We start from the raw sequence: 15,034 nt of genomic DNA on the forward strand, positions 1-15,034 counted from the left end.
GTCAGTTGGAGTGTTTGGCGTGAGGCGCCAGCGCCTGCACTGCGGCGCCGGCGTTGACCTGCAACTGCCCGTCGGAAACCTTGCTGGTGCGCTGCATGAGTTCGCGCAACGCCCTGGCATCCATCGACGGTTGCAGCGACAACAGCAGCGCGGCCATGCCGCTGACATGTGCGGTGGCCATCGACGAGCCGGAAGTGAAGTCGTAGCGGCCGTTCGGTTGCGTGGTCAGGATGTCCTTGCCGGGCGCACTAAGCACGCTGGGCATGGCCGGTGTTGCGCTGCTGCTGCGCACGACCAGCACGCCGGGTACGTCATTGGGAAAGCCATCCAGGCGCCCGTTCGGTGGCATTGCCGCCACCACGATGCGGCCCTGTTGCACCAGCTGCTGCAGCAGCTTACTCAGCAGCGGATCGGCGGGGCCACCCAGGCTCAGGTTGATCACGCGCGCTGAGCTGTTGTCGATCGCCGCCAGCGCCTTGGCCAGGGTGAAGGTATTGCACCGTGCGGTGGCGCCGACCGTGGGCGCGTACCAGCACGCCTTGTAGATACTCAGCATGGCCTTGGGTGCCATGCCGACGATGCCCTGGTGATTGTTGCTGCCGGCGGCAATGATGCCGGCCACTTCGGTACCGTGCGGATCGGTGCTGGTCTTCACCGGTGTGTCGTCGACCAGATCGTGCACGTCGCGGATGCGCGCCTTCAGATCGGGGTGGTTGGTGTCCACGCCGGTATCGACGACCGCGATCACCACGCCGCGGCCCTCGGTCACGGTCTGTGCGCTGGCGGCATCGGTGTCGATGAAGCCGCGTTGCATGTCCACGTACGGGTCGTTGTAGCTGGACAGCGCGGTCGTGTTTTCCGACGCATCGGCGGAGAACACCGAAAAATCCTGCACCGGCTGCACCAGCTCCACGCCTTCGTCGTCGGCCAGCGCACTGACCAGTTCATCGCGCGAGACGCCCGACGGCGGTTGCAGCACAGCGCAATACAGGCCCAGCGAGGTGATCGGCCAGGCCGAGACTTCGCGCAATTTGTAGCGCTGCTTGATGCTGTCCATGCGCGCGGCAGCCTTCTGGCCGGCGCCGTAATAGCTGGATGCGTAGCCGATCAGGCTGGAGCCGGCGCGGGCCGGCGGTGCGGCGAGCGGGTTGGCTACCGCCAGCAGGATGTCGCGGCTGCTGTCGGGCATCTGCGCATCGGCCGGCGGCATGGCAGGATCGGCCCCCTCGGCGGCCGGCTCCTGCATCGCTGCGGCAGCATGTGCGTTGGCGTGCGCCCCCAGGCCGGCGAGCGCGGCGATCAGACCGATGGCGAACAGACGATTCATGGGGCCGAGACGATCTCCGCCAGCCGGATGCCCGGGGTGGCGCGTAGTTGCTGCACGGTCTGCTGCGGTTGGACCGGGGGCTGCGGTGCGGCAGGCACCACGGTGTAGGCGCCCATGTCGTTGGGGCCGCCGACCACCTGCAACTGCTGCGCATGCAGCAGCCGGTCCCAGTCGGCCACGGTCATCTTTGCATCCGGCACCACGCGGATGGCGCCCTGCGGCACCGGCAGGGCCGCCACGCTGCTGAGCGTGCGGTAGTCGTGCGATGGCGCGGGCGAGGCCAGCTTGACACCCATCACGCCCAGCCCGATGGCCTGGACCAGCGCCGCGGCGGCCAGGGCGCGTACCGTCCAACTGCCGGAGCGGCGTGCGGCCGGCACGCGCGCAGGTGCGCTGTGCTGCTCCGGTGCATCCAGGCGGCCGAGCAGGCGTTGCAGACCGGCGTTCGGGTCCAGTTGCACTGTCGACGGCAGCGCCAAGGCCTGGCGCAGGCGGTTCTGCTGGGCGAATTCGGCGCTACATGAGGCGCACTTGGCCACGTGCGCGATCAGCCAGGTGTTTTCTTCCTCGGTGGCACTGTCCAGCAGCACCGCCGGCATCAATTCCCAGGCGTGCGAGCATTCCTTGCCAGGCGCGATGAAAAACGTCTTCATTGCATGGTCTCCGTGTAAGGGGCGCTGCCGGCCAGGCCGGGCAGCACATTGCGTAATTTGACCCGGGCGTGGAACAGCCGGGCTTTGATGGTGCCAACCGGGCACTGCATGATGTCGGCCACTTCCTCGAGCTTGTGGCCGACGCCGTAGACCAGTTCGACCACCAGGCGCTGGTCCGGCGACAACCGCTCCATGCCCTTGTCCAGCCAGTCGCGCAGTTCGCGGTCGTCGTTGTCGTCGGCGCTGGGGGCGTGGTCTTCTACCAGGGCGGTGTCGTCGATGGCTTCGCCGTCATGCTGGCGCAGGCATTTGAGTCCGCAGCGGTAGGCGATGCCCATGATCCAGGTGGAGACCTGCGAGTCGCCGCGGAAGTCGCCGGCCTTTTGCCAGGCGATCCAGAAGCAATCGTTGATGGCCTCTTCGATGATGTCCGGGCGGCGGGTCAGCCGCGACAGGAAGCGGCACAGCCGTCCGTGATAGCTGTGGTACATGCTGGCCAGCGCGTCGCGATCGCCCCCGGCCATGCGGCGCAACAGCATGCGGTCGGTGGCATCGCCCAGGGTGTCGGTGTCATTCATCGGTGCAGGCATGGCGGGTAACCCACGTCAGTGCGCGCAGGCAGGCAAAAGGTTGCGTGTTGATCAGAAGGTTCTGGCGACCGTGCCCAGCCACGGCATGTCGCCGGGGCCGCCCTGCATGCGCGGGGTATTGCCGCTGGTCAGGATACGCTCGGCTTTCAGTGTCCATCCGGCGCGGTTCCACTTCAGGCCCACCTGGCCGTACTGATAGCGGCCCGAGCGCGCTGCACCGTAGGCCATGGCCGGAAAGCGCGACGAACCGGCACCGAGCGACAGGCTGACATCGTTGCGCAGCGGGACGTTGGCGGTGATGTCGAACGCCACGTTCCACGGCGACCGGTCGGCCCGTGGGAAATTGAAGGTGGACAGCGAAAACGTCAGCAGGTCGCGGTAGGACCAGGCCAGGCTGGCTTCCTGGCGGTCGAAGGTGCGCGTGGCGCGGTCGGTCGGGTAGCCGTAGTAGAGCAGGCTGGCCTGCATCTGCCAGCGATCGTCCAGCATCCAGGCGCGCCCGACCTGGGCGGTGACCGCGACCGGATCACTCCAGGCGGGGGACTGCAGCGCCACCGAGGTGGAAACCGACCAGCCGGGGGCGGGCAGCCAGTAGCCTGCGGCCTGCACGGTGACCTTGTTGGGCGCGATCGAGATACCACGGTCGATCAGGCTGGAGGTCAGCGCCACTGCACCGCCGAAGTCCTTGGCCAGGGCGCTGCCGCAGGAGCCGGCTGCCAGCGCGAGCAGCAGCCACTGCACCAGCGTGCGGTGACTGTGTGGTGGGCGGCGCACCCGCGGTTGGCCTGGTTGCTGGGCGGATAAGGCCGGTTGTGCTTCGCACCGTGGGTGGCGTGCGGCACTGTCCAGCAGTGCGCCCACGCAGAAGACCGCGCGTGCGCAGTGGCGTCGCGGTCGAGAGGGGAGCGGCTTGGAAGCTGGAACGGTCGGCAATGGCGTGGGCGGGTGTCAAACAGGGACGCGATGGTGCCCCAGGGCGGCGAACGAGACCACCGCGGCGGCGGCGATTGCGTCCGTATACGCGAAGGCACCGCGTCGGGCAACGCGAATCCATCCGGGCCGGCCGGTCGCGGCCGCCTGCAACGCCTGGCTGTGCAGGCGGCCGACGGACAGGCTGCCACGGCTGGGCGATTGGCGCGCCATGCGTCCGCCCCCTCGGGCGAGGACGCGCCATGCCGCAGTGGCCGCGCCTACTTCAAAGTGTTGAGATAGGCGATCAGTGCGTCGAGCTCCTTCGGGTCGTCCAGGCCGTCGTACTTCATCTTGGTGCCCGGCAGCGCCTTGGACGAGGATTGCGACAGATAGGTCTTGAGCTGGGCCGGAGTCCAGGTCCACTTGCTGTTCTTGAGCGCATCGGAATAACCGCCGAAGTCTGCGACGGTACCGGCAGGGCGGCCTGCCACGCCGAACAGCGACGGACCTTTCTTGTTCTTGCCCGGTTTGACGCTGTGGCATTCACCGCATTCGGTGAGGAAGACGCCGGCGCCGTCGGCAGCGTAGGCCGAGGGCATGGTCAGTGCGCCCGCCAGCATCAGGCCGGCCAACGGGGCGCACAACACGGAGAGTTTGCGTGGTGGGTTCATGTGGATCCGTACAGGTGCGGGAGGGATCAGAAGGCCAGATTGACCGACAGGGTGAAGCTGTCGAGATCGCGCGGATTGGTGATCGGCGGGCCACGGAAGACGTTGGAGGTGCTGCCGTTGAACTTGTCGAAACGGAACCAGCCGGCGGACACGCGCAGGTTGGCCATCGAGGTGTAGGTGCCGTCCTTGCCGAACGGGGTCCAGTACAGCAGGATCAGATTGCTGGTGGTGTCCGGGATACCCACCGGCGAATAGCGCGCCGCATCGAACGAGCCGCTGTTGATCATGTGCGCGGCCAGCACGCCGTAGGTCTGCTTGAAGGCGTAGTTCATGCTGAGGGTCTGATCGCGCACGCTGCCCCGGTCCAGCGCCGGCATGGTGGGGTCGGTCGACATCAGCGGGCTGCCGTATTTGCGACGCTCGTAGATGTTGACGTAGGCCAGCGACAGCACGTGCTCGCGGGTGCCGAGGAACTGGTAGGTCAGGTCGTAGCCCAAATCGGTGAGGTCGTCGCTGGGCCCGGTGCGCAGCGGCTGGCGGCGGGTCGTGAGCGCAGTCAGGCCCACCGAGAAGAACTGGCGCTTCATGTCCTTCATGTAGGCAAGACGCGCATAGCTGGTGTCGCTGAGCTTGCCCGGGTCGCCGTTGACCGGCCAGCCGAGGCGGTCCTGCGCAGACGGCGACAGCGCGCTGTAGCTACCCACTTCGCCGTACCAATTGCGGTCATACAGGCCGTAGACGCTGGCACCGATGACGCGGTTGGACAGCGCCGAGGAGCTGAGCATGGTGGAGGCGCCGCCATTGGAGGCAGGGGTAAGCGTGGAGGCGTTCGGCAACACGTGCACCGGGTCGGAAATGCCCGGGTTGTTGTTGACGCTGACACCGATCATGGTGTCCTTGCCCGCCATCTGGAACGGCTTGCTGACAAAGCGCAGATCGACATCGTCCAGGCGCGTATCGAAGGTCGCATTGCCGCTGTTGTTGGAGCGGATCTTCGAGTAGCCGCCGATGTTGTCGTTGAGGCGGCCGCCCAGATACAGATCGGCTTCGCGCAGGCGCGAGGTGCTGTCGCCGCGGCTGGGGTTGTTGCGCGACCAGGTGAGCTGGCCGGACACCGGGATCTTGGTGCCCTCGCCATCGGTATCGGTAAAACCGCCGAGCTTGAAGCGCATGCCGTAGGGCGTGAGCGAGGGACCATAGGAGCCGACATGGCAATCGGCGCAGGACGAGCCGGTCTGGCGCGCGAACGAGGGAATCGCCTGCGCCTGCGTACTGGCCAGTAGCAACAAGGGGCCGGACACGCACAACAAGGACGTCAGGGAGGCGGTACGCGCGGCAGTGCGACGCGGAGCGGGCTGGGGCATGGGCATGGAAAGTCCTTGTTCGACGGTGCGGGAGGCAGCGGTGCGGGAACGGGCGAGGAAACGAATGACAGACGGCGGGGTGCGGCGGCTCATGCGCGCTTGCCCGGCAACACGCGGCGCAACAGGCAGTCGCGCAACACCAGGTGATGCCAGAGCGCGGCGCCGATATGCAGCAGCACCAGCGCCAGCAGCGCCCAGGCTGCGTTCAAGTGCCAGGTGCCCAGGGTGTCGCCGAGGTCGCCGTCCGGCGCGACCAACGCGGGCAAGGGGATGCCGAAGAAATACACCTGCTTGCCGTAGGCGCTGCTCAGCGACCAGCCCAGCAATGGCAGCGCGAGCATCAGGCCGTACATCGCCACATGCGTGGCACCGGCGGCCAGGCGCATCGGCAGGGATGCGGGTGGACCGGGCGGCAATCTGCGCAACCGCAGGCGCAACCCGATGCGCAACGCAAACAGCACCAGGACCAGCAAGCCAAAGTGGCGGTGGCCTTCCAGCAGCCACTGACGCAGTGCGCGGCCATCCAGCTCGGCACGCAGCAGGATCAGCGTGGCCGCCATGGCCAGGCACAGCACGGTGAGCCAGTGCAGCACGCGCATCGCTTTGGGCAAGGGCAGCACGCGCGCAGCTGCGGGCGCCTGTTCTGGCAGGGGCGCGGTGTCTGTGCCGTTGACGGGAGCGCTGGCGGGCGCAGGGGGGGAGGAACGCATCTGATCTGTCTTCCGGTGGTGGTCGTTGGTTCCGGCTGCGCGCTGCGCGGCCAGGCCTGGCTCCCCACGCCGGCCGAACGGCGGCCAGGTGAACGTGCACCGATGGGTGCGGCGATGTCGGAAAAAGGTTGCGTCGCCGTGGCACCTGGTTCGCACGTGCTGCACACCGAAGCGCTGCGATGCGGTCGGCTGCGCTTGCGCGCACAGCGCTTCGCATGGCCCCGAGCGCGCGCAACCTTTCGCGCAACCCGACGCACTCAGGCATGTCGCACTACGTGCAGTCAGCGGTTACGCCTCTCCGATCATGGCTATCGAACGCATCCAGTTGCATACCCACGGTGACGATCGCGGGCTGCTCATTTCATTGGAGCAGCAGCGCAATGTTCCGTTCGAGATCCGCCGTGTGTATTACCTGTTCGGCACGCGCCACGACGTGCACCGCGGCCAGCATGCGCACCGCCAGCTCAATCAATTCGCCGTGGCCTTGCACGGCTCGGTGACGATTCTGCTCGACGAAGGCAACGGCAATGGTCCTAGCGAAGTGGTGCTGGACGACCCGTCGCAAGGCCTGCTGCTCGGCCGCATGGTGTGGCGCGACCTGTACCGCTTCAGTGCCGACTGCGTGCTGATGGTGCTGGCCGACCAGTTTTACGACCCTGGCGATTACATCCTGGATTACGACCAGTTCGTGAGCGAAGTGCGCACTGGCGCCGCGCTGCAAGCCTGCAGGCTGGAAGCATGAGCGTACCGAGGCAACTGGTGATTGTCGGCGCAGGCGAGTTCGCGCAGATCGCGTGCGAGTACTTCCAGCACGACAGCCACTACAAAGTGGTCGCTTTCAGTGTGGAGCGCGATTTTCTGCTGCAGACCACCGTGGCCGGCTTGCCGGTGGTGGCGTACGAAGAACTGGAACAACGCTATCCGCCGCACGACTATGCGGTGTTCGTGGCGATTCCGGCAACGCAACTCAATCGCCTGCGCACCCGTTTTTTTCAGGATGTGGTGCGGCGCGGCTATCGCTGTGCGACGTACGTGAGCTCACGCGCGTTCGTCTGGCAGAACGCGCAGATCGGCGCCAACTGCTTCATCTTCGAGGGCAACGTCGTCCAGCCGTTCACCCGCATCGGCGACAACTGCGTGTTGTGGAGCGGCAACCATATCGGCCACCGCACGGTGGTGCAGGATCATGTGTTCATCGCCTCGCATGCGGTGATTTCCGGCTATTGCGAGATCGGGCAGGGCAGCTTCATCGGGGTCAACGCCACGCTCAGCGACAAGGTGCGGATTGCCGCGGACAACGTCATCGGTGCCGGCGCGCTGGTGACGCGACATACCGAAGCCGAGCGTGTGTACGTGGGTTCGCCGGCACGCGCGGTGGCGGGCAGATCCAGCTTCGATGTGGAGCTCTGAACGGTGTTCGCCTGGAACAAGCGCGGACTGGTGTTCGACGTCGCACGCCACGGGGTGGGCGGCTGGATGCACCATGCCGCACTGACGCCAACACCGCATCGCCTGTCTGCTCAGGTGCTGCGGGTGTACGCCGGCTTTCGCGATGCGCAGGGCGTGAGCCGGATCGGCTACGTGGATGTGCGCGCCGATGCGCCAACGCAGATCGTCGGCGTCAGCAAGCAGCCGGTGCTCGACATCGGCCGTGACGGTTGTTTCGACGACAACGGCATGATCCTGGGCGATGTGGTGGCCGGGCCGGACGGGCTGTACCTGTTCTATGTCGGCTTCCAGCGCGTGGCCAAGGCCAAGTTCCTCGCCTTCACCGGTCTGGCGGTCTCCTGCGACGGGGGCGAGAGCTTCCAGCGTCGGCAGGAAACGCCGCTGCTCGATCGCGCCCCCGGTCGCAGCACGATTGCCGCGGTGCATTCGGCACGCTACGAAGAGGGCCGCTGGCGATTGTGGTACGCGGTGGGCGATGACTGGGAAACGATCGGCGGCCAGCCATATCCGCGTTACCACATCCGCTACGCCCAGACCGACGACCTGCGTTGCATCCCCGCCGACGATGCTGTGTGCCTGCGTCCACGCGGCGACGAATACCGTATCGGGCGTCCGCGCGTGTACCGGCTCGGCGAGCGCTATCTGATGTATTTCACCCGTGGCGACCTTCAGGGCGGCTACTTTCCCGGCATCGCCTTCAGTGGCGATGGGGTGCACTGGGAACGCGACGACCGCCAGTTGGGGCTTGCATTGTCCGATGACGGCTGGGATGCGCAAACGCTGTGCTACCCCGCCTTGATTCAGCACGGCCAGCGCCTGTTGATGTTCTACAACGGCAACGCGATGGGGCAGGCAGGCTTCGGCCTGGCAGAGGCGGCGTTGCCGGTTGCGTTACAGGGCGGTCATGTTTTCGGTTAGGTCTTACATGCCGGGCGATGCGTCCGCGTGGGATGCCCTGGTGGCGTCATCGCGCAATGGCAATCTGCTGCATCGGCGTGACTATATGGACTATCACGCCGAGCGCTTTGTGGATGCGTCCCTGCTGGTCCAACGTAGGGACACGGTGGTGGCGGTGCTCCCGGCCAATGTGCGGGGCAGTTGCGTCAGCAGCCACGCCGGGCTCACCTATGCCGGGCTGCTGTCGTCGATGGCGCTACGTGCCGGCGCCACCTTGCAGGTGTTCGAGCAGATTGCCGCGCACTACCGCGCGCTTGGCGTGCGCGAGGTCATCTACAAGCCGGTGCCGCATATCTTCCATGCGTACCCGGCCGAGGAAGAGCTCTACGCACTGCATCGGCTTGGCGCGCAGCTGTGCCGGCGCGACTTGTCGTCGGTGATTGCACTACGCGAGCGGCCTGCATTAAGCACCGAGCGGCGGCGTTCCATTGCCAAGGCGCGCAAGGCCGGCGTGCAGATCCAGCGCGGGACCCAGCTCGATGGATTCCATGCGCTGCTGACCCAGGTGCTGCAGCGGCATGGCGTGGCACCGACGCACCGGCTGGATGAGCTTCAACTGCTGCAACGCCGGTTCGCGCAGCAGATCGTGTTGCATGAAGCGCGCGCTGATGGACAACTGGTCGCAGCCGCATTGGTCTTCGACTTCGGCCGCTGCGTGCATACCCAATACCTGGCGGTCTCCGAACAGGGGCGCCAGCTGGATGCGTTGAGCCTGCTGCTGGCCGACCTGATTACCGATGTCTATGCGCAGCGCGAATATTTCAGTTTCGGTATCTCCACCGAACAGGGCGGGCAGGTGCTCAACGAAGGCCTGGTGGAACAAAAGGAACGCTTCGGCGCGCGCGCCGTGGTGCAGGATGTCTATCGATGGTTGATGTAATGGATGTGCCTTTCCTGGATTTGCGTGCAGTCAATGCGCGCTATGCGGATGAACTCAAACTCGCAGCGGCACGCGTGATCGATGCCGGCTGGTATGTGCTCGGTCAAGAGCTGGCCGCGTTCGAAGCCGAATTCGCCAGTTATTGCGGCACCACGCATGCAGTCGGCGTGGGCAATGGGCTGGATGCGTTGGCGTTGATCCTGCGCGGCTATCGTGAGCTGGGGGTCTTGCGCGAAGGCGACGAAATCATCGTGCCGGCCAACACCTTCATCGCGACATTCCTGGCGATCAGCCAGAACCATCTGGTGCTGGTGCCGGTCGAGCCGGACCCGGTCACTTTCAACATCGACCCGGCAAGGGTGGAGAAGGCGATCGGGCCACGCACGCGCGCCATCATGGCAGTGCACCTGTATGGGCAATTGGCCCAGATGCAGGCTCTACAGATCCTGGCCCATCGCTACGGCCTGCTGCTGATCGAGGATGCCGCGCAAGCGCACGGGGCACGCGCACAGGGACGTCGCGCCGGTGCCTTCGGCGATGCGGCGGCCTTCAGTTTCTTCCCGACCAAGAACCTGGGTGCACTGGGCGATGGCGGCGCAGTCACGACGTCGGATGCACGTCTGGCCGAGTGCATTCGCGCGCTGCGCAACTATGGCTCGGAAGTGAAGTATCACCATCTCTGCCAGGGGGTGAACTCGCGTCTGGATGAAATGCAGGCTGCTTTCCTGCGCGTCAAGCTGGGCTATCTGGAGGACGAAATCGCGCTGCGGCGTGCAGTGGCACAGCGGTATCTGCGCGGCATCTGCAACCCGCTGATCGTGCTGCCTGCGCCGGTGGCAGAGCAGCAGCACGTCTGGCATCTGTTCGTGGTACGCAGCCCGCAGCGCGATGCCTTGCAGGCACATCTGTTGCGGCAGGTCATCCACACGCAGATTCATTATCCGGTGCCGCCGCATCGGCAGCCGGCATACGCCACCCTGGGCGAGGCGTGCCTGCCGCTGAGCGAACAGCTGCATCGGGAAGTACTGAGCCTGCCCATGGGGCCGGCGCTGGACGATGCAGCGGTTGCGCACGTGATCGCGGCCTGTCAATCGTTCGGCAGCAACACATGAATCTCGTGCGCAGCAGCGCCTACACCGGCGTTGCGACGCTGGCCAAGCTGCTGGCGGCATTGGTGGTGGTCAAGCTGGTCGCCGTCTACGCCGGGCCGCAGGGCGTGGGCCGGCTTGGCCAGTTCCTCAACCTGATGTCGGTGCTGGCGGTATTGGCCGGTGGCGGCATCAGTGCCGGCATCGTCAAGCATGTAGCGCAGTACCGCGACGATGCGCCCACGTTGGCGCGCTTGCTGAGTGCGGCGCTCTTGTACGCATTCTGCGCGGCCTGCGTGATCGCGCTGCTGGCGATGGTGTTCAGTGGAGCCATTGCCGAGCGCCTGCTGGGCGATGCGAGCTACCGTCCGCTGATCTGCGTGTTGGCAATCGCGCAGCTGGGAATCGCATTGCTCAACTACATACTGGCGCTGATCAACGGCTTCATGGACGTGCGGCGGCTCGCCTTCGTGCAAGTGACAGGCGCCGTGCTGAGCGTTGCCTTGGTGACGTGGCTTTCCAGCCAAGTGCAACTATACGGGGCGCTGCTGGCGCTGGTCCTGGGTCAGGTACTGTGGCTGCTGGCTGCTGTTCCGGCACTGCGGCGTAGCCCCTATTTTCAGCCTGCCATGTGGCGGATGCGCTTCGATGCGGAGATGACCCGTCGGCTGGCGGCATTTTCGCTGATGACGCTCACCTCGACACTGGTGCCGCAGCTGGCGACCATCCTGGTGCGCGATCATCTGGCGCTGCAATTCGGCTGGGGGCAAGTGGGCTACTGGCAGGCGGTGAGCCGGGTCTCCGATGCCTATCTGCTGTTCTTCACCACCGCCATCAACGTGTACTACCTGCCCAAATTGGCCTCGCTGCAAGGCGCTGCGGGGCTGGGCAGCGAGCTGCGCAGTGCATATCGCTATGTCATGCCGGCGGTGATCGTGGCGGCGCTGGGCGTGTATGTATGCCGCGATTGGGCGACCCGGCTGCTGTTTGATCCCCAATTCGCCGCGGCGGCGCCCTTGTACGGCCCGCAGCTGCTGGGCGATGTGATCAAGATCGCGGCGTTCGTGCTGTCGTATGTGATGCTGGCCAAGGCGATGACGCGGCTGTTCGTGATTTCCGAATGCGTGTTTGCAGCGAGCTATCTGGCGCTGGTGTACGTGTTCACCGCGCAGTTCGGGCTGATCGGCGCGATGTACGCCTTTGCAGCAAACTACGTGCTGTATCTGTTGTTCAACATCGTGGTGGTGCGGCGCTACCTGGAGCGGGCGGCATGAACGATCAGGCACCTGTATCGGCACGTGCACGCTGGCCGTTGGTGTCGGTGCTGATTCCGGCGTTCAACCATGAGCATTTCGTACAGCGCTGCCTGGACAGCGTCCTGGAAGATCCGTATCCATGCAAGGAAATCGTGATCATCGACGATGGCTCCAGCGATGCCACCGGCGAAAAGATCAGCCAATGGATCAGCGATCATGGGCATCGGCTACCGGTGCACTTCGTGCAACGCGAGAATCGGGGAGTTGCCACCACGCTCAATGAACTGGCCTTGCGTGCGCGGGGAGAGTATCTGCGGCTTGGCGCAAGCGACGATTATCTGTTGCCCGGCGGGCTGGACGCGCAGGTGCGCTATCTGCGCGGACATCCGCAAAAACTTGCGGTGATCGGCGATGCCTGCGTGGTCGACGCGCATGGGCGACTGTTGCATGGCAGCGCCATGCGCGATCTGCATAAGGTCGACAAGGGCTTGTATCGCTGCGAATCCGGCATCCGGCATGCGGTGATACGGCGGTGGGCAGTCAGTGGCGCGGTGACGCTGCTGCGGCGCAGCGCCTTCGACGCGCGCAGCGGGTGGGACGAGTTGCTCCGAATCGAAGACTGGGATTTTTTCCTGCGCCTGGTTGCAGCCGATGCGCTGGGTTTCATCGATCTGCCGGTATGCGCCTACCGCTTGCATGGCAGCAACCTCAGCAAGACCGCAAACGTGCCGGCACGCATCGCCAACCTGCGCGAGTCGCGGCAAGTGGCGTTGCGCTGCGCACCGTTATTCGAAGAGCCCGATTGCACACTGCTGCATGCGCAGGCGCGCTACATCGCTGCCAAGGTGGAATTCCTGCGGCGCCGGCCGCACCGGGTGGCTGTGCATCTGGTGGCCTACGCATGGTTGTCGCTGTCTGCCAGATGGCGTCCGAAACGTACTGCGCGTGCGGTGGAGCTTGCATGAGCACGCTGTTGCGCCGCCCGGCGACGTATCTGGCCGTGCCGATGCTGCTCAGCTGCGCGCTGACGTGGCTGACCTATGCGCTACCCGATGGCTACCTGGAAGGCATCGTGCTGCTGGCGCTCGCGGCAGCGGCCACCTTCTCGCTCGATACGGTGCTACGCACGCAGGTGCCGTCGGTCGAGCGCTTTCGCCACTACCGTTACGCCGGTACCCGCGATGCATTCCTGGCGATGGTACTGGCCGCGGCGGTGACGGTGTTCTGCATCGCCGACCTGGTGCTGTTTCCGATTCCGTTGTTCAGCGATCCAGCGTCGTACGCCACCTTGAGCCCGTTGCGTGCGCACGTGCGGCACATCTCCAATATGTGCTGGATCCTGCCGCCGATCGCCCTGCTGTGCGTACGCCATCGTGGGCTGCGTGCGGCGATGGTGACGTTGGGATTCGTGTTTCCGATCGTGGTGATCGATCGCAACCGCATCTTCGCTGGCCTGTTTTCGTTCGTGCTGGTGATGCTGCTGCGGCGCGATCCGGCGCGTCGGCTGCCGTGGAAGACCATTGGCCTGCTCGTGCTGGCCGGCGGTGGCGTGTTTTCGATCCTTGGCGCGTTGCGCTCCGGTTCCCTGGCCACCGTGGCGTTGCCGTTCAGCGCGTTCTACCGTGCCATGCCGCAGGGCGTGCAATGGTTGCTGCTCTACATCAGCGCAGGGCCGTATAACTTCGGTGCGATGCTGGCAAAGGGCTACGTCAACGCCAGTTTCCTGATCAATCAACTGGTGCCGTTCAGTGGTTCGATTGCCACCGCCGGGACCAGCATTCCGCTGGATGCACCCAACATCAATGTGGGTACCGAGTTCTTTCCGTTCTTGATGGCGTGGGGCGCTGCCGGTGCCTTGCTTGCAATGTTGGCCCTGTACGCCGGGCTGGTCTGGAGCGTGCGCCGCCTCAATGGCTCGCTGTCGATCTTCCATGTGCTGATCTTCCTGCGTATGGCCTACGCCTGCCTGATGTCGCCCTTCGCGCCACAGGCGTTCACATGGACCAACTTCGGCTTTATCGCGCTGTGCCTGGTGCTGCATGCCTGCACGGTGCTGCTGCCCAACCGCCTGTCCGCACATCCGTCTGCCGCGTGAGCGGGCAGCACGTCATTATTCGCCCCGTTGCAGAGCCACGCCCATGAATCAACACGACGAAATCTATCTGATCGACCTGTGGCGCATCCTGCGCCGGGAATGGCGCTGGGCAGTGGTAGCGCTGGTGGTGGTGCTGGGCCTGACCTTCGCCTTCACCCGCCTGGCCAAACCGCAATGGGAGGCAACCGCGTGGATCCAGGTTGGCGAAATCGGCCCGACTCCTGCTGGCCGCGACCCCAAGGTCGAACCGTTTCAGCGCGTGATCGATCGCATGAAAACGCGGCTGTTTCAGGATGCGGTGTTGCGTCAGGCGCAGGTGCCGCTCGATAGCCGCGCCGCGCAGCTGTATCGCGGCAGCCTGAAGCCGGACCCCGACCCTTACGCCAATCTGATCGGTGTGACCATCCGGGCTGAATCGGCGCAGCAGGCGCGCACGCTGGCCACGGCCACCGTGACGCAACTGCAGATACTGCACGGTGACACCAATGCAGCTGCGCTCGATCTTGCGCGCGCCCGCCTGCAGGGCTTGAGCGAGGATCTGCGCGCGGCCACCAGCCATCGCGAGCAGCTGCAGCGGCAATTGCAGGCCGGGCAGGGAGGGGCTTCCGCCACGCCGACACAGGTGCTGGCGGGCGTGTTGCTCACCGACAGCAACACCACGATTCGCGCCTTGAAGACCGAGCGCGACGACCTCGTCGCCCGGCTCACCGCGCGCTACACCTACCAGACCTCGCTGGCGTGGCCGCTGTACGTGCCCGACCGCCAGGCGTATCCAAATGCGATCACCGTCTGGGCGGCCGGCCTGCTGGCCGGCGCAGGGCTGGGCGTGCTGGCCGCGGTGCTGCGCAATGCGGTGCGTCGTCGTGCGCGGACTCCTGCACACGCTGGTGTGTGACGCTGCAGTGGTGCCTCGGCGCAATCTGGGGAATGCGTTCTCGCATGCAGCAGGCGCCGGGTGATACGCGAGCGAAAGCGAGACCGTGCATCGCGTGCGGCGCGTTTGGCCAATGCATGCATCTTGGGTGTGATTGCCTGTGCCAGCTCGGCCACCATCCAGTGCGCTGCAACCAAACCGGCAACAT

Annotated in this window: 16 protein-coding genes; 9 read left to right on the forward strand and 7 right to left on the reverse strand. The window is 65.5% G+C overall.

Annotated elements, in window-relative coordinates; translation table 11 throughout:
• Position 1: 1 nt before the first annotated feature.
• From ACCQ16_RS08230 to ACCQ16_RS08260, 7 genes are all read right to left on the reverse strand, one after another.
• Positions 2 to 1,327, reverse strand: coding sequence for a S8 family peptidase (locus ACCQ16_RS08230; RefSeq protein WP_277572914.1), 1,326 nt, complete (start codon positions 1,325 to 1,327; stop codon positions 2 to 4).
• Entirely contained in the window at positions 1,324 to 1,980 is a 657-nt protein-coding gene (locus ACCQ16_RS08235) for a zf-HC2 domain-containing protein (protein ID WP_008574950.1), read from the reverse strand. Before ACCQ16_RS08235 ends, ACCQ16_RS08230 begins: the two co-directional genes overlap by 4 nt.
• Entirely contained in the window at positions 1,977 to 2,570 is a 594-nt protein-coding gene (locus tag ACCQ16_RS08240; protein ID WP_014089942.1) for an RNA polymerase sigma factor, read from the reverse strand. The genes ACCQ16_RS08235 and ACCQ16_RS08240 overlap by 4 nt, the downstream gene beginning before the upstream one ends.
• A 51-nt stretch (positions 2,571 to 2,621) precedes the next feature.
• Positions 2,622 to 3,344: a TorF family putative porin gene (locus ACCQ16_RS08245; protein ID WP_031422236.1), complete on the reverse strand. Its 723-nt coding sequence runs from the start codon at positions 3,342 to 3,344 to the stop codon at positions 2,622 to 2,624.
• A 416-nt stretch (positions 3,345 to 3,760) separates the two neighbouring features.
• Positions 3,761 to 4,153 carry a c-type cytochrome gene (locus ACCQ16_RS08250; protein ID WP_011347070.1) on the reverse strand — a complete coding sequence of 131 codons (393 nt, stop codon included), beginning with the start codon at positions 4,151 to 4,153 and terminating at the stop codon, positions 3,761 to 3,763.
• Positions 4,154 to 4,179: 26 nt separating this feature from the next.
• Positions 4,180 to 5,523, reverse strand: coding sequence for a hypothetical protein (locus ACCQ16_RS08255; RefSeq protein WP_031422239.1), 1,344 nt, complete (start codon positions 5,521 to 5,523; stop codon positions 4,180 to 4,182).
• Between the two features lie 83 nt (positions 5,524 to 5,606).
• Positions 5,607 to 6,227 carry a cytochrome b gene (locus tag ACCQ16_RS08260; RefSeq protein WP_372380254.1) on the reverse strand — a complete coding sequence of 207 codons (621 nt, stop codon included), beginning with the start codon at positions 6,225 to 6,227 and terminating at the stop codon, positions 5,607 to 5,609.
• Positions 6,228 to 6,531: 304 nt separating this feature from the next.
• On the opposite strand from ACCQ16_RS08260, the gene ACCQ16_RS08265 reads away from it, so the two are divergent.
• The 9 genes from ACCQ16_RS08265 to ACCQ16_RS08305 are packed head-to-tail and all read left to right on the forward strand — an operon-like array spanning position 6,532 to position 14,847.
• A complete protein-coding gene (locus tag ACCQ16_RS08265) occupies positions 6,532 to 6,969 on the forward strand; it encodes a sugar 3,4-ketoisomerase (protein ID WP_008574961.1) in 438 nt (145 codons plus the stop codon).
• On the forward strand, positions 6,966 to 7,637 hold the full coding sequence (locus tag ACCQ16_RS08270; RefSeq protein WP_029819188.1) for an acetyltransferase: 672 nt from the start codon (positions 6,966 to 6,968) through the stop codon (positions 7,635 to 7,637). The genes ACCQ16_RS08265 and ACCQ16_RS08270 overlap by 4 nt, the downstream gene beginning before the upstream one ends.
• 3 nt (positions 7,638 to 7,640) lie before the next feature.
• Positions 7,641 to 8,594 carry a glycoside hydrolase family protein gene (locus tag ACCQ16_RS08275; protein WP_057681533.1) on the forward strand — a complete coding sequence of 318 codons (954 nt, stop codon included), beginning with the start codon at positions 7,641 to 7,643 and terminating at the stop codon, positions 8,592 to 8,594.
• Positions 8,595 to 8,601: 7 nt separating this feature from the next.
• Positions 8,602 to 9,513 carry a GNAT family N-acetyltransferase gene (locus ACCQ16_RS08280; protein WP_057681532.1) on the forward strand — a complete coding sequence of 304 codons (912 nt, stop codon included), beginning with the start codon at positions 8,602 to 8,604 and terminating at the stop codon, positions 9,511 to 9,513.
• Positions 9,501 to 10,625 (forward strand): DegT/DnrJ/EryC1/StrS family aminotransferase, encoded by a 1,125-nt coding sequence (locus tag ACCQ16_RS08285; RefSeq protein ID WP_372380255.1) that lies wholly within the window; start codon positions 9,501 to 9,503, stop codon positions 10,623 to 10,625. Before ACCQ16_RS08280 ends, ACCQ16_RS08285 begins: the two co-directional genes overlap by 13 nt.
• Positions 10,622 to 11,875 (forward strand): O-antigen translocase, encoded by a 1,254-nt coding sequence (locus ACCQ16_RS08290; RefSeq protein ID WP_277572916.1) that lies wholly within the window; start codon positions 10,622 to 10,624, stop codon positions 11,873 to 11,875. Before ACCQ16_RS08285 ends, ACCQ16_RS08290 begins: the two co-directional genes overlap by 4 nt.
• The gene (locus ACCQ16_RS08295) at positions 11,872 to 12,822 is read left to right on the forward strand and encodes a glycosyltransferase (protein WP_277572917.1); all 951 of its coding nucleotides are present in this window, start codon (positions 11,872 to 11,874) and stop codon (positions 12,820 to 12,822) included. The genes ACCQ16_RS08290 and ACCQ16_RS08295 overlap by 4 nt, the downstream gene beginning before the upstream one ends.
• Positions 12,819 to 13,952, forward strand: a complete 1,134-nt coding sequence (locus tag ACCQ16_RS08300; RefSeq protein ID WP_029819193.1) for a hypothetical protein — start codon at positions 12,819 to 12,821, stop codon at positions 13,950 to 13,952. Before ACCQ16_RS08295 ends, ACCQ16_RS08300 begins: the two co-directional genes overlap by 4 nt.
• 43 nt (positions 13,953 to 13,995) lie before the next feature.
• Complete coding sequence (locus ACCQ16_RS08305; protein WP_122273038.1) at positions 13,996 to 14,847, forward strand: Wzz/FepE/Etk N-terminal domain-containing protein; 852 nt, start codon at positions 13,996 to 13,998, stop codon at positions 14,845 to 14,847.
• Positions 14,848 to 15,034 lie beyond the last annotated feature (187 nt).

Source organism: Xanthomonas sp. NCPPB 1062, from assembly GCF_041481705.2.
Lineage (GTDB): Bacteria > Pseudomonadota > Gammaproteobacteria > Xanthomonadales > Xanthomonadaceae > Xanthomonas > Xanthomonas euvesicatoria.

Excerpts from the sequence above, each read along its gene's own strand:
- ACCQ16_RS08235 (WP_008574950.1), bottom strand. The coding sequence starts at position 1,980 with ATGAAGACGTTTTTCATCGCGCCTGGCAAGGAATGCTCGCACGCCTGG.
- ACCQ16_RS08260 (WP_372380254.1), bottom strand. The coding sequence starts at position 6,227 with ATGCGTTCCTCCCCCCCTGCGCCCGCCAGCGCTCCCGTCAACGGCACA.
- ACCQ16_RS08255 (WP_031422239.1), bottom strand. The coding sequence starts at position 5,523 with ATGCCCATGCCCCAGCCCGCTCCGCGTCGCACTGCCGCGCGTACCGCC.
- ACCQ16_RS08265 (WP_008574961.1), top strand. The coding sequence starts at position 6,532 with ATGGCTATCGAACGCATCCAGTTGCATACCCACGGTGACGATCGCGGG.
- ACCQ16_RS08250 (WP_011347070.1), bottom strand. The coding sequence starts at position 4,153 with ATGAACCCACCACGCAAACTCTCCGTGTTGTGCGCCCCGTTGGCCGGC.
- ACCQ16_RS08305 (WP_122273038.1), top strand. The coding sequence starts at position 13,996 with ATGAATCAACACGACGAAATCTATCTGATCGACCTGTGGCGCATCCTG.
- ACCQ16_RS08285 (WP_372380255.1), top strand. The coding sequence starts at position 9,501 with ATGGTTGATGTAATGGATGTGCCTTTCCTGGATTTGCGTGCAGTCAAT.
- ACCQ16_RS08230 (WP_277572914.1), bottom strand. The coding sequence starts at position 1,327 with ATGAATCGTCTGTTCGCCATCGGTCTGATCGCCGCGCTCGCCGGCCTG.
- ACCQ16_RS08300 (WP_029819193.1), top strand. The coding sequence starts at position 12,819 with ATGAGCACGCTGTTGCGCCGCCCGGCGACGTATCTGGCCGTGCCGATG.
- ACCQ16_RS08240 (WP_014089942.1), bottom strand. The coding sequence starts at position 2,570 with ATGCCTGCACCGATGAATGACACCGACACCCTGGGCGATGCCACCGAC.
- ACCQ16_RS08280 (WP_057681532.1), top strand. The coding sequence starts at position 8,602 with ATGCCGGGCGATGCGTCCGCGTGGGATGCCCTGGTGGCGTCATCGCGC.
- ACCQ16_RS08270 (WP_029819188.1), top strand. The coding sequence starts at position 6,966 with ATGAGCGTACCGAGGCAACTGGTGATTGTCGGCGCAGGCGAGTTCGCG.
- ACCQ16_RS08295 (WP_277572917.1), top strand. The coding sequence starts at position 11,872 with ATGAACGATCAGGCACCTGTATCGGCACGTGCACGCTGGCCGTTGGTG.
- ACCQ16_RS08290 (WP_277572916.1), top strand. The coding sequence starts at position 10,622 with ATGAATCTCGTGCGCAGCAGCGCCTACACCGGCGTTGCGACGCTGGCC.